Source organism: Streptomyces katrae (genome assembly GCF_000717655.1).
In the GTDB taxonomy this organism is placed as follows: Bacteria; Actinomycetota; Actinomycetes; order Streptomycetales; family Streptomycetaceae; genus Streptomyces; species Streptomyces katrae_B.
Genome location: NZ_JNZY01000020.1, coordinates 16,693 through 28,842, shown reverse-complemented (window position 1 = coordinate 28,842; position 12,150 = coordinate 16,693). Strand labels below are relative to the sequence as shown.

Here is a 12,150-nt window from a genome sequence, read left to right as displayed (position 1 = left end):
GGGCGGTCAGGCGAGGGCCTGGTCTGCCCTCTGCAGCGCGCGGGCGGTGAGCACCCCCGCGAGGTGGCCGAGGTACTCGGCCGAGGTGCCGCGCCCGGGGACGAACAGCTCCCTGGGCTCGGCTCGGAAGGCCGCGAGCACGGCCTCCGTCGTGTACGGGCCCCCGCGCAGCCGGTCCTCGACCCCGCGCAGCCGCAGCGGGCGGGCGGTGGCCCCGGTGACCGCGATGCGCGGCCCGTCCGCGGTGATCCGTACGGCGGCGGCGCAGACCGGGTAACGCGTGGCCCGGTCGGCGGTCTTCTCGAAGGCGGCGGCCCGACCGGCGGCGGGCACCAGCAGTGCGGTGACCACGGACCCGGCGGGCACCCCGGAGGCGGTGAACTCCTCGGCGGACACGGTCGACCGCCCGCCGGGTCCGGCCAGTTCGACCCGGGCGTCGGCGGCGATGGCCGCGACCGGCAGGTCGGTGGCGCGCCCGCCGGCGGCGAGGTTCCCGCCGGCGGTGCCGAGGTTGCGGACCTGGGGGTCCCCGTTGGCCCGGGCGGCGGCCGCCACCTCCGGTGCCTCGGCGAGGAGGGCCGGGTCGGCGGCGAGCTGGGCGAGGGTGGTGAGCGCGCCGATCCGGATCCCGTCGGCGGTCCGCTCGATCCCGCGGAGCTCCTCGAGGTGGCGTACGTCGACGAGGAGCCGGGCGGTGTCCTCCCCGGTGCGCAGCCCGGGCAGCAGGCTCTGGCCGCCGGCCAGCACCCGGGCGCCCCGGGTGCCGGACAGCAGGGTCAGCGCTTCGGCGAGGCCGGCGGGCCGTACGTAGTCGAACTCGGTGAGGATCACTCGGCTTCTCCTCGCAGGCGGCGCCAGACCTTCTCGGGGGTGAGCGGCATGTCGATGTGCTGCACGCCCAGGTCGGACAGGGCGTCGACGACCGCGTTGACGACGGCCGCGGCGGGCGGCACGGTGGCGATCTCGCCGGCGCCCTTGGCGCCCAGCGGGTTGTGCGGGCTGGGCGTGGTGGTCTTGCCGAGGGTGAAGAACGGCACGTCCGCGGCGCGCGGCAGGGCGTACGTGGTCAGGTCGGAGCTGACGAGAAGGCCCTGTTCGTCGTAGACGGCGGCCTCCATCAGCGCCTGGCCGAGGCCGTGCGTGATGCTGCCCTCGATCTGCCCGAGGACGATCTTCGGATTGCCGATGTTGCCGGCGTCGTCGACGGCGGTGTACGCCACCACCTCGGTCTCACCGGTGAGTTCGTCGACCTCGACGACCGCGACGTGCGTGCCGAAGGGGTAGTTGAAGTCCGGCGGGTCGAAGTGGGTGGTCTCGTCGATGGCGGGCTCGATCTCGTGGGGCAGCCCCCAGCCGTACCACAGGGCCATCGCCATCTCGGAGAAGGTCTTGGCGTTCTCCTCGTTGCCGTCCTCGTAGACCTTGCCGCCCGCGTAGACGACCTTCTCCTCCGGGACGCCCAGGAACACGGCCCCGGCCTTGACCAGCTTGGCCTTGACCTTCCGGGCGGTGAGGGCGACGGCGGGCGCGGCCATGCTGTAGGAGCGCGAGCCGTACGTGCCCTGTCCGTACGGGGCCTTGAGCGTGTCGCCCTCGTACACCTGGACCAGGGCCGGGTCGATCTCGAGCTCGTCGGCGGCGACCTGCGCGAAGACCGTGTGGTGGCTCTGGCCGGTGGAGGCGGAGCCGACGGTGACGGTGACCTCGCCGGTCGGGTGGACGCGGATGTTCGCGCTCTCCCAGGTGCCGCCGAGCATGCCCTCCTTGGACATCCGGGTCGAGGGGCCGACCCCGCAGATGGCCACGTAGGTGGCGATGCCGACGCCGAGCCGCTTGCCGCGGCCGCGGGCCTCGGCCTTGCGGGCGGGCATGTCGGCGTAGCCCGACAGCTCCATCGCCTTGTCGAAGTTCAGCCGGTAGTCCCCGGAGTCGTACGTCCAGCCGAGGCCGTTGTCGTACGGGAACTTCTCCTTCGGCACCAGGTTCTTGCGCCGGACGGCCGCCGGGTCCATGCCGATCTCGGAGGCGTACCGGTCGACGAGCCGCTCCATCAGGAAGGCGGCCTCGGCGCGCCCGCTGCCGCGCTGGGCGCCGAGCGGGACGGTGTTGGTGAACGCGGCGTACACCTCGCAGAAGGAGGCCTGGATGTCGTACATGCCGCTGATGGAGCGTCCCATCAGGGCGGTGGCGACACCGGGGCCGATGGTGGAGGGGTACGCGCCCAGGTTGGCGTAGCTGGTGGCGCGCAGGCCGGTGATGCGGCCGTCGCGGGTGCCGGCGAGCACCACGTGCTGGCGGTGGTCGCGGCCCTGGACGGTGGAGTTCATCAGGCCGGTGCGGGTGTCCACCCATTTCACGGGCCGGCCGAGCGCCTTGGAGAGCAGCAGGACCAGCGCCATGTCGGGGTAGAGGTAGCCCTTGGTGCCGAAGCTGCCGCCGACGGTCGGGGCGATCACCCGGAGCTTGTTGAAGGGGATGCCGAGGACCAGGGCGGAGAGCAGGAAGCGGTGGTTGTGCGGGCCCTGGGTGGAGGCGTAGAGCGTGTACTCGTCGGTGGCGGCGTTGTAGTCGCCGACCGCGCCGCGGGGCTCGATGGGGCTGTTGATGGTGCGCTGGTTCACCAGGTCGAGCTCGACGGTGACCGCGGCCTCGGCGACGGCCGCGTCGGTGCGGTCCTTGTCGCCGCAGGTCCAGTACGCGTTCAGGTTGCCCGGTACGGCCTCGTGCAGCTGGGGCGCGCCCTCGGCGAGGGCGACGTCGGCCCGGGTGACCACGGGCAGCGGTTCGTACTCGACGGCGATGGCGTCCAGCGCGGCGGCGGCCTGGCGCGGGGTCTCGGCGACGACCACGGCGATCGGGTCGCCGACGTGCCGGACGGTGTCGCCGGTCAGGACCGGGCGGGCGCCGGGAAGTCCGTAGGGGTGGGGCGGGAAGTGGCTCTCGACCCCGCCGGGGATCCAGATGCAGGGCAGCGGCATGACGCCGGTGAAGTCGGCCGCCGTGGCCACCTTCAGCACGCCGGGCAGCTGCTCGGCGGCCTTGGTCTCGATGGAGAGGATCTTCGCGTGGGCCACCGGACTGCCGAGGATCGCCATGTGGGCGGTGCCCGGGAGGTCGATGTCGGCCACGTACGTGGCCTCGCCGCGCAGCAGCTGCGGATCCTCGCGGCTGTCCAGCGGCTGTCCGAGCAGGCCCGATCCCTGGAGGGGAACCTCCCCCGTCACTGCGGTCATCTCCCTCACACCTCCTTGCCGGACGCGGCGGCCGACGCGGACGCGGCGGACCCGGCGGACGCAACGACGGCGGCGCCCTCGGTGATCTCCTCGGGGAGCTCGGCCCGGGCTGCGGAGCAGGCGCGCTGCACGCCCCGTACGACGCTGTGGTAGCCGGTGCAGCGGCACAGGTTGCCGGTGAGCCACTCGCGGATCTCGGGCTCGGTGGGCGCCTCTCGGTCGGCGGTGTTCTCGACGAGCTCGCCGAGCGCCATCACCATGCCGGGGGTGCAGAACCCGCACTGGGTGCCGTGCTCCTGGCGCAGGGCCTCCTGGAGGCCGGTGAGTTCGCCGCCGCGCTCGGTCACGCCCTCGATGGTGGTGACCCGGGAGCCGGCCGCCGACGCGGTGAGGATCAGACAGCTCTTGACGGACCGGCCGTCGAGCTGGACGACGCAGGTCCCGCACTGGCCGGTGTCGCAGCCGACCTTGGTGCCGGTCAGCCCGAGGCCGTCACGGAGCCGTTCCACCAGCAGTTCGTTCGGCTCCGCCGAGAACTGCTCGGGTCTTCCGTTCACGTTCAGTGAGATATCCATGCCAGCGCCTGCGCTTCCGTGAGCGGCCGGTTGAAAAGGGGCCCGCCGGGCTGCTGGAGAATTCCTCCGGAGTGCAGCGAGCCGGTGTCGACGGGGGCGAATCCCAGATCCGTGATGATTCCCGCGACGATTTCCTTCGCCTTCTCGTCATCGCCCGCCGTGAAATGGGCCAGGCGTTCGCCCCCCGCGGTGCCGGCGACGGCGAGAGTCTCGAAATGCATGGTGTTCAGGGATTTCACGACGCGGGCGCCGGGATACCACTCGGCGACCAGTTCGCTGGAACTGCGGTCGCCCAGATCCGCGGGTGCGCCCGCGCCGCCGAACGCGTTCGTGGCGTCGACCAGCACCTTGTCCTGTACGGCCGCGGGCGCAAGGAGCCCGCGGATGCTCGCGTACGGCACCATCAGCACCAGCAGTTCGGCCTGGTCGGCGGCCTCGGCGGGGTGCGCCGCCGAGGCCGCCGGACCCAGTTCGGCCAGTAACGGGCCGATGGACCGGGGGCCGCGGGCGTTGGCCAACAAGACCTCGTGTCCGGCCGCCACCAGGATCCGCGCGAGGGTGGAACCGATCCGCCCGGTGCCGATGATGCCTGTGCGCATTGCCGCTCCTACTCGGTCGCTCGGTCGGTCTGTCGTTCAGTCGGCCTGTCGGCCTGTCGGTCTGTCGTCAGTCCATGCCGATCCAGACCGACTTGGTCTGGGTGTAGCTCTCGAGGGACTCCGGTCCGCACTCGCGCCCGTATCCGGAAGCCTTGTAGCCGCCGTACGGCACGGAGGGGTCGTACTGGTTGTAGCAATTCACCCAGACCGTGCCGGCCTTGATCTGCGAGGCCACCCGGTGGGCGCGCCGCAGGTCCTTGGTGTGGACACCGGCGGCGAGCCCGTACGCGCTGTCGTTGGCGATCCGGATCGCGTCGTCCTCGGTGTCGAAGGGGATGATCGACAGGACCGGCCCGAAGATCTCCTCCTGGGCGATCCGCATGCCGTTGTCGACGCCGGTGAAGATCGTCGGCAGGAAGTACAGGCCCTGGCTGGAGGCCCCCTCCGGGGTCCAGCCGGTGCCGCCGGTGCGCAGCATGGCGCCTTCCTTCTCGCCGACCTCGATGTACGAGCTGACCTTCTCGAACTGGCCGCGGTGGGCCAGCGGCCCGAACAGGGTCTCCGGGTCGCGCGGGTCGCCGGGCTTGAGGGCGGCCGCGCGCCGGACCAGGCGCTCGACCAGCTCGTCGTGGATGGGGCGCTGGAGCAGCAGCCGGGAGCCCGCGGTGCAGATCTCGCCCTTGTTGTAGTAGATGCCGAAGAAGGCAAGTTCCTCGGCGGCGTCCAGGTCGGCGTCGGCGAAGACGATGTTGGCGGACTTGCCGCCGAGCTCCATCGTCACCTTCTTGAGGGTTCCTGCGGCCTTGCGGATGATCGTCTGGCCGACCGAGGTGGAGCCGGTGAAGGCGATCTTGTCGATGTCGGGGTGGCCGGTGAGGGTCTCACCCAGTTCCACGCCCGGACCGGTGATGACGTTCAGCACGCCGTCCGGGATCTCCGCCTCCTGGAAGAGCTCGGCGATCTTCAGTGCGGTGAGCGGGGTGGCCGGGGAGGGCTTGTGGACGACCGTGTTGCCCGCCGCCAGCGCCGGTGCGATCTTCGTCATCGACAGCAGCAGCGGGAAGTTGAACGGGGTGATGGCGCAGACCACGCCCAGCGGCTCGCGCAGGGTGTACGCGAGCTGCCCGCCGGCCGGGGCCCGCGAGGAGCCGTCGACGCGGGTCACGGCGCCGGCGTAGTAGTGCATGAGCTGGGCGGCCATCGGGGCGTCGACCGTGCTGGAGAAGGCGAACGGCTTGCCCATGTCCACCGTCTCCAGCAGGGCGATCTCCTCCAGGTCGCGCTCGATGAGCTCACCGACCCGGTTCAGCCGCAGCGCGCGTTCCTGGGCGGACAGTCTGCTCCAGGGACCCTCCTCGTACGCCTGGCGGGCGGCCGCCACGGCGGCGTCCGCGTCGGCGGCGGTGGCCTGGGCCACCGGCACGATCTCCTGTCCGTCCACGGGGCTGATGTCCGGTTCGGTACGGCCGTCCTGGGCCGAGACCCATGTGCCGCCGATGAACAGCTTCCCGGGGTTGGCCAAGGGCTGGTCGCTGAGCGCGCGCTTGGTCATGGCTGCCTTCCGGTGTCGGATGCGGGGGCTGTGCTAGCCCTTCGCGAGCTGCGTCAGGAACGTCTCTGCGAGGGCTTTGGAGGAGTACGGGTTCTGGCCGGTGGTGAGCTTGCGGTCCACGACCACGTGCGAGTCCCAGATCGCCTCGGCCTTCTCGTAGCGCGCGCCGAGCCGGGTGAGCTCGGCCTCGAGGATCAGCGGGAGCCGGCCGGCCATGTTGGTGACCATCTCCTCGCTGTGCGAGAAGGCCGTCATCCGGTAGCCCTCGAACGGCCAGTGGCCTTCTCCGTCGCGCAGGGAGAGCAGGGAGGTGTGGCCGTGGCAGACGGTGGCGAGCGGTTTGTCCGCGGCGATGGCCCACCGCAGGATCTGGGCGAGCTCGTCGGACTTGGGCAGGTCCCCGATCGCGCCGTGGCCGCCGCTGACGTAGATGCCGTCGTAGTCGGCGATGTCCTTCTCGGTGAGGGATTCCACTGCGAGGGGGTTCTTGAGCTGGGGGGTGTTCTCGATGACTCTGACGTACTCGGCGGCGTTGGCCGCGTCCTCGTCCGGCGAGCCCTGGGGGCGGACCCACTGGAGGAACTGGGGGTCGATGCTGGTCCGGTCGACCGTGGGGGCCTGGCCCCCGATCGTCGCCACGTCCACGGTGTGGCCTGCGGCCTTGAAGAGGGTGAAGGGGACGACGAATTCCTCGGCCCAGAATCCCGAGGGGTGCTGTTCCCCGTCCAACAGGTGGAGCGTTGCCTTGGCCGTCATGACGACGAGAATCTTCATGACTTCTCTCCTTGTTCTGGAATCGCTGCCGATTCAACACGCCCCCCGCAGGGGGCGTAAGGGGGGAGCGTCAGGCGCGCGATACTTCGTGAGGTGCGTCCAACGCGGAGATGATGGTGCGGAATTCACCGACCAGGGGGTGGTCGGGGTGCGCTTCGGCGAATATGCGTTCACCGCACAGGGCGGCCATTTCCGGCACATACGGAAGGATTCCGGCCAGGGGGGCGCCGTACACCTCCTCGCAGCGCCGGCGGACCGTTTCCCCGTCGATGCCCTCGGGGGCCATGCTCATGACCAGGGTCCGCCGGCAGGGCAGCCGCCCGGCCAGGGCGATGGTCTCCTCGACTCCGGAGAGGTCGATCCGGTCGGCCCGGGCCATGATCATCAGTACGTCGGCGCTCGCCATGGCGGTCACCGACTCGTTGTTGAGCCCGGCGTGGGTGTCGAGCAGCAGCACGTCGAGCGCGTAGTGGTCGGCCAGCCGGTCGAAGCCCTCCGGCAGCAGCCCCACGTCGTAGCCGCTCGTCATGAGCTCGCGCAGCGCCGCCGTCCCGGTCCGGGCCGGTACGACGTACAGCCCGGGCACGCCGGCCTGCTGGGCCGTGGCCTCGATCTCGCAGCGCCCGAGCAGGTAGTCGGCCAGGGAGGGGCCCGGGCCGAGCCGGAAGAGCAGGTCCAGGGTGGGCGACTGGATGTCCGTGTCGACCACCCCCACCCGGCGTCCCTCGCCCGCGATGAGCAGGGCCAGGTTCGCCAGTACCGAGGACTTCCCGGTGCCGCCGCGGTGCGAGTGCACCACGATGGTCCGGGTCATCAGGCCACCGCCGTACGGGCCGCCGCGGGCCGGTCCCCGTGCGGCCCCCGCGCCGCACGTGGCCGGTGCAGGGCCAGCATGGTGACATCGTCGTGCTGTTCGGCCGTGCCCGTGTGCTCCCGTACGGCCGTGTCGATCCGGTCGACCACCTCCCTGCCGCTCACCGGCGGGCCGGCGAGCAGCTCCAGCATCCGCTCGTCACCGAGGAAGCTGCCGGCCGGACAGCGGGCCTCGGGCACTCCGTCCGTGAACGCGAACAGGGTGTCGCCGGGGTCCAGCTGGGCGTAGCCGAGGGTGTACACGCAGTCCGGCAGCACCCCGACGGCCGGCCCGGTGACCTCCAGGGCGAGCGGGTCGCCGCCTTCGGCGCGCAGCAGCAGCGGCGCGTTGTGGCCCCCGTTGATGTACACGAGGCTGCCGGTCAGCGGGTCGAGCACACCGAAGAACAGGGTGGCGAAGTAGCCCTGTCTCAGGTGGTTGCGGGTCAGGTAGCCGTTGGTGGCGGTGACCGCGTTGAGCAGCGGTGTCGCGCCGACCACCGGGACCCGCCGGCTTCCGCCGGCCCGTCCGGCGGCCACCAGGTGCTGCAGTCCGCTGTTCTCCGCGGTGTGCCGCAGCAGCGAGCGGATGAGCGCCATGAACAGCGCGGCGCCGACGCCCTTGTCGCAGACGTCGGCGACGACGAAGGCGAGGCGGCGGCCGCGGGAGATCTCGAAGACGTCGTAGAAGTCCCCGGCGACCTGCCGGGCGGGCCGGAACCGGACGTCGATCTCCCAGCCTTCGGGGACCGGCAGCGATTCCGGCAGGAAGCCGGCCTGGATCTCCCGGCCGATCTCCAACTCCTTTTCGTACCCCATGAGTTCGGCGCGGGCATCGGCTTCGCGCAGGGTGCGCCCGAGTCCGGCGCGCTCCGAGCAGCTGTGCAGCCGGGCCCCGACGAGGGCGGGCAGGAAGGGCGGTACGAGGTAGTCGTGGCCGAGCCGGACGTGCTCCTCCAGGGCGGCGAACTCCGTCACCGTCCAGACGACCACGATGGGGGCCCCGCCCCAGCGGCGCAGCCGCCGTACGGCGAGGCGTACCGACTCGCCGTCGGCCTCGGCCGGGGCGAGCAACACGTCGGCGGTGGGCAGCTCCTCCAGCGTGCCGGTGTGCAGCTCCGTCAGGGTGCGGGCGACGAGTTCCGCGTCCATCGACCGGAGCGCGTCGAGCAGCTCGGGCGGAGGCGGCGGGTACTCGTCGAGGATGATCACGGTCGTGGAGGGCATGGGTCCGTCCCCTCAGCCTTCACAGTCAGCGTGCTGATGTTGCGGCCGTCCCTGCGTTCGTAGCTGAATTCGTCCACGCTGGTCAGCGCCAGGTGGATGCCGAGTCCGCCGATCCGCCGCCGCTCGGGGGGAGTCCCGGGGGCGGGGGGCAGGCAGCCCGCGACGGGGTCGAAGGCCGGTGCGGAGTCCGCGATGGAGATCTGCACCCGGCCGGGACCGGAGCGGCCGCGGACGGTGATCCGCCCGTCGCCGCCCCGGTACCCGTGCATCACGATGTTCGTGGCCAGCTCGTCCACGGCCAGCCGGATCCGGTACGCGGCGCCCTTGTCCAGCGCCGCCCGGCCGGCCAGCCGCAGGACGAACGAGGCGATGTCGCCCAGTGCCCCCACGGTGGCGGGTACCTCCAGTTCGGCGGGCGTCCTCGCCAGTTCGACCATGTCACTCATGCGATTCACTCATCGGAGAGCACGATGCTGCGGTCCAGCCCGGCCGTCCGGATGGTCCGGGACACGGGCTCGATCGCGCCGACCACCTTGATGGTCACGTGGTCCGCCACCTTCTGCTGGGCGAAGACCAGGGACCGCAGTCCGGCGCTGGCCATGTAGCCGACACCGGCCATCCTGATCTCGACCGTGCCGGTGCCGTGCCCGGCGGCCTTCTCGATGGTCTGGTGGAACTCCGGCGCGGTCTTGGCGTCCAGCTCGCCCGCCAGCTCGATCACGGTGGTGTCGCCCTCGATGCTCAGGGACACGGAAAGCGGCATGTGAGGTCTCCTTCGGCCGTACGGTGGGAGCGTTGGGTCAGGGCAGGTGCGGCTAGAGCTCGGGATCGGGCGTGCGGCCGACCAGGATCACGACCGAGCGCGGACCGATCAGGTACTTCCCGGCGTTCTCCAGCTCGGGCTCACCGCCCGGTGTGCGGATGTCGTGCGGGGCCTCGGCCCCGGTGTCCGCGAACAGGTGCCAGCTGCGCCCGTGCGGCAGCGCGGGCAGCTCCAGGTCGTGCGGCTCCCAGTGCGAGTTCATGGCCACGTACACCACGTCGTCGTCCCCGGTGCCGGAGCGGGCCACCGCCAGCAGCCGGCTCTCCGCCGACCAGTCGGGCTGCCAGGCCCGCTCGCCGTGCCAGCTGATGTCCGGCAGTCCGAGGCTCTCGCGGACCTGGCCGGTGGGGTGGGAGGTGGAGCGCAGTTCGCGGTGGTGCCCGCGGAAGGCGATCATCTCCCGGGTGAACCGGAGCAGTTCGGCGTTGTCGTCGACCTGGCTCCAGTCGAACCAGGACAGCTCGTTGTCCTGGCAGTACGTGTTGTTGTTGCCCTGCTGGGTGCGCGCGACCTCGTCGCCGGCCAGCAGCATCGGGATGCCCTGGCTGGTGAAGAGGATGGCCAGGGCGTTCTTCATCTGCCGCAGCCGCAGCCGGTTGACCTCGGGGTCGTCCGTCGGTCCTTCGGCCCCGCAGTTCCAGCTGTTGTTGTCGTTGGCCCCGTCGTTGTTGCCCTCGCCGTTCGCCTCGTTGTGCTTGTCGTTGTACGAGACGAGGTCGGCCAGGGTGAAACCGTCGTGGGCGGTGAGGAAGTTGACCGAGGCGGAGGTGCCGCGGCTCGAGTACAGGTCGGGCGAGCCGGCGATCCGGGTGGCGAGCTCCCCGGTCACCCCGGGGTCGCCCTTGAGGAAGCTGCGCACGGTGTCGCGGTACTTCCCGTTCCACTCGGCCCAGCGGCCGTACGCCGGGAAGTTGCCGACCTCGTAGAGGCCGCCGGCGTCCCAGGCCTCGGCGATGAGCTTGGTGTGCCGCAGGACCGGGTCGTACGCGAGCAGCTCCAGCAGCGGCGGGTTGGGCAGCGGAGTGCCGTCCAGGGCCCGGCCGAGGATGGCCGCGAGGTCGAAGCGGAAGCCGTCGATGTGGTAGTCGGCGACCCAGTGGCGCAGGCAGTCGAGCACGAAGTTGCGCACGACGGGGTGGTTGCAGTTGACCGTGTTGCCCGTGCCGCTGAAGTTGAAGTAGTACCCCTCGGGCGTGAGCATGTAGTACGTGGCGTTGTCGAGCCCCTTGAAGGAGATCGTCGGGCCCTGCTCGTTGCCCTCGGCGGTGTGGTTGAAGACGACGTCGAGGATGACCTCGATGCCGGCCGCGTGCAGGTCCTTGATCAGGGTGCGGAACTCGTCGCCCTGCATCCCGTAGCGTCCGGTGGCCGCGTAGCCGGCCTTGGGCGCGAAGAACGAGACGGTGTTGTAGCCCCAGTAGTCGAAGAGGTGCTCGCCCGTCTCCGGGTTGGAGCGCATGTTGTCGCTCTCGTCGAACTCGAACACCGGGAGCAGCTCGATGCAGTTGATCCCGAGCTCCTTCAGGTACGGGATCTTCTCCCGCAGCCCCGCGAAGGTGCCGGGGGCGGTGACCTGCGAGGACGGGTGCCGGGTGAAGCCGCGCACGTGGGTCTCGTAGACGACGAGGTCCTCGGCGGGGAGCCGCAGCGGCGTGTCGTCGCCCCAGTCGAAGTCCTGGAGGCAGACGCGCGAACGGTACTGGTAGCCGCGGCTTCGGTCCGGCTCCACGCCCCACACGTCGCGGCCGGCGATCAGCCGGGCGTACGGGTCGGAGAGGATCTGCCGGGCGTCGAAGCGGTGGCCGGTGACCGGGTCGTACGGGCCGTCGGCCCGGTACCCGTACTCGATGTTCTCGTGGTCGAGGCCGAAGACCGTCATGGCGAAGACGCTGCCGGTGCGGAACTCCTCGGGGAATTCCAGCTCGGCCATCGGCTCGGGCTCTCCGCGCTTGAAGATGACCAGGGTCATGGTGGTCGCCTGGTCGGAGAAGACGGAGAAACTGACCCCGCCGGGGACCACGTTGGCCCCGAAGGGGAACGGCTTGCCGGCGCGGACGCGGTACCCGCCCACTTCGTGGGTCGGGTACGCGTCGACGCGCAGGACCTGCTCGGACTGGGCCTCGGTCATCGCGCGACCACGTCTTGCATGGGAGCGGCCTTCAGTGCCGTCTTGGACTTGGACTCCGCGGCCGCCGCTTCACCGGTCTCGAAGAAGTCGAGGAAGCCGGTGGCCGACATGACGAACCGGACTTCCTCGCTCACCCCGTACAGGGTGACCGCGACCCCGGCGTGCTGGGCCTCGCGGTAGACGACGAGCAGGGTGCGCAGGCCCGCGCTGGACACGTACGTGACGGCCGTGAGGTCGATGCGCAGCGGCCGGCCCTCGCGGACCAGCGGCAGCAGGGCCTGCAGCAGCTGTCCGGAGGTCTCACTGTTGATCTCGCCGGTGGCGACGAGGACGGTACCGCCCTTGTTGCGGCGTTCCTTGACGTTCAGAGACATGGCTTTGCTTTCC

At 71.0% G+C, this 12,150-nt stretch carries 12 protein-coding genes; all 12 read right to left on the bottom strand.

The genetic code is table 11. The annotated features are described in order from the left end of the window. Positions 1-6: 6 nt before the first annotated feature. Positions 7-831 (bottom strand): FAD binding domain-containing protein, encoded by an 825-nt coding sequence (locus IF09_RS48000; RefSeq protein ID WP_030298816.1) that lies wholly within the window; start codon positions 829-831, stop codon positions 7-9. Then, positions 828-3,233 carry a xanthine dehydrogenase family protein molybdopterin-binding subunit gene (locus IF09_RS0123510; protein WP_051832766.1) on the bottom strand — a complete coding sequence of 802 codons (2,406 nt, stop codon included), beginning with the start codon at positions 3,231-3,233 and terminating at the stop codon, positions 828-830. Before IF09_RS0123510 ends, IF09_RS48000 begins: the two co-directional genes overlap by 4 nt. A gap of 5 nt (positions 3,234-3,238) precedes the next feature. Next, positions 3,239-3,790, bottom strand: coding sequence for a (2Fe-2S)-binding protein (locus tag IF09_RS0123505; RefSeq protein WP_234321116.1), 552 nt, complete (start codon positions 3,788-3,790; stop codon positions 3,239-3,241). Between the two features lie 2 nt (positions 3,791-3,792). Further along, entirely contained in the window at positions 3,793-4,407 is a 615-nt protein-coding gene (locus tag IF09_RS0123500) for an NADPH-dependent F420 reductase (RefSeq protein ID WP_030298809.1), read from the bottom strand. 67 nt (positions 4,408-4,474) lie between these two features. Next, complete coding sequence (locus IF09_RS0123495) at positions 4,475-5,959, bottom strand: aldehyde dehydrogenase family protein (protein WP_030298808.1); 1,485 nt, start codon at positions 5,957-5,959, stop codon at positions 4,475-4,477. Between the two features lie 33 nt (positions 5,960-5,992). Further along, on the bottom strand, positions 5,993-6,733 hold the full coding sequence (locus IF09_RS0123490) for a type 1 glutamine amidotransferase domain-containing protein (protein ID WP_030298806.1): 741 nt from the start codon (positions 6,731-6,733) through the stop codon (positions 5,993-5,995). A gap of 70 nt (positions 6,734-6,803) precedes the next feature. After that, complete coding sequence (locus IF09_RS0123485; protein ID WP_030298804.1) at positions 6,804-7,547, bottom strand: MinD/ParA family ATP-binding protein; 744 nt, start codon at positions 7,545-7,547, stop codon at positions 6,804-6,806. Further along, positions 7,547-8,812, bottom strand: coding sequence for a PP2C family protein-serine/threonine phosphatase (locus IF09_RS0123480; protein WP_051832764.1), 1,266 nt, complete (start codon positions 8,810-8,812; stop codon positions 7,547-7,549). The genes IF09_RS0123485 and IF09_RS0123480 overlap by 1 nt, the downstream gene beginning before the upstream one ends. Then, complete coding sequence (locus IF09_RS0123475; RefSeq protein ID WP_234321115.1) at positions 8,794-9,258, bottom strand: ATP-binding protein; 465 nt, start codon at positions 9,256-9,258, stop codon at positions 8,794-8,796. The genes IF09_RS0123480 and IF09_RS0123475 overlap by 19 nt, the downstream gene beginning before the upstream one ends. A gap of 5 nt (positions 9,259-9,263) precedes the next feature. Beyond that, positions 9,264-9,575, bottom strand: coding sequence for an STAS domain-containing protein (locus IF09_RS0123470; protein ID WP_030298794.1), 312 nt, complete (start codon positions 9,573-9,575; stop codon positions 9,264-9,266). Between the two features lie 52 nt (positions 9,576-9,627). Continuing rightward, positions 9,628-11,763, bottom strand: a complete 2,136-nt coding sequence (gene glgX, locus IF09_RS0123465; RefSeq protein ID WP_030298793.1) for a glycogen debranching protein GlgX — start codon at positions 11,761-11,763, stop codon at positions 9,628-9,630. Then, entirely contained in the window at positions 11,760-12,137 is a 378-nt protein-coding gene (locus IF09_RS0123460) for an STAS domain-containing protein (protein ID WP_051832763.1), read from the bottom strand. Before IF09_RS0123460 ends, glgX begins: the two co-directional genes overlap by 4 nt. Between the last annotated feature and the right edge of the window lie 13 nt (positions 12,138-12,150).

What these genes read in the sequence shown, in the direction of transcription:
- IF09_RS0123510 (WP_051832766.1), bottom strand. Translation starts at nt 3,233, where the DNA reads ATGACCGCAGTGACGGGGGAGGTTCCCCTCCAGGGATCGGGCCTGCTC.
- IF09_RS0123500 (WP_030298809.1), bottom strand. Translation starts at nt 4,407, where the DNA reads ATGCGCACAGGCATCATCGGCACCGGGCGGATCGGTTCCACCCTCGCG.
- IF09_RS0123495 (WP_030298808.1), bottom strand. Translation starts at nt 5,959, where the DNA reads ATGACCAAGCGCGCGCTCAGCGACCAGCCCTTGGCCAACCCCGGGAAG.
- IF09_RS0123490 (WP_030298806.1), bottom strand. Translation starts at nt 6,733, where the DNA reads ATGAAGATTCTCGTCGTCATGACGGCCAAGGCAACGCTCCACCTGTTG.
- IF09_RS0123485 (WP_030298804.1), bottom strand. Translation starts at nt 7,547, where the DNA reads ATGACCCGGACCATCGTGGTGCACTCGCACCGCGGCGGCACCGGGAAG.
- IF09_RS0123480 (WP_051832764.1), bottom strand. Translation starts at nt 8,812, where the DNA reads ATGCCCTCCACGACCGTGATCATCCTCGACGAGTACCCGCCGCCTCCG.
- IF09_RS0123475 (WP_234321115.1), bottom strand. Translation starts at nt 9,258, where the DNA reads ATGAGTGACATGGTCGAACTGGCGAGGACGCCCGCCGAACTGGAGGTA.
- IF09_RS0123470 (WP_030298794.1), bottom strand. Translation starts at nt 9,575, where the DNA reads ATGCCGCTTTCCGTGTCCCTGAGCATCGAGGGCGACACCACCGTGATC.
- glgX (WP_030298793.1), bottom strand. Translation starts at nt 11,763, where the DNA reads ATGACCGAGGCCCAGTCCGAGCAGGTCCTGCGCGTCGACGCGTACCCG.
- IF09_RS0123460 (WP_051832763.1), bottom strand. Translation starts at nt 12,137, where the DNA reads ATGTCTCTGAACGTCAAGGAACGCCGCAACAAGGGCGGTACCGTCCTC.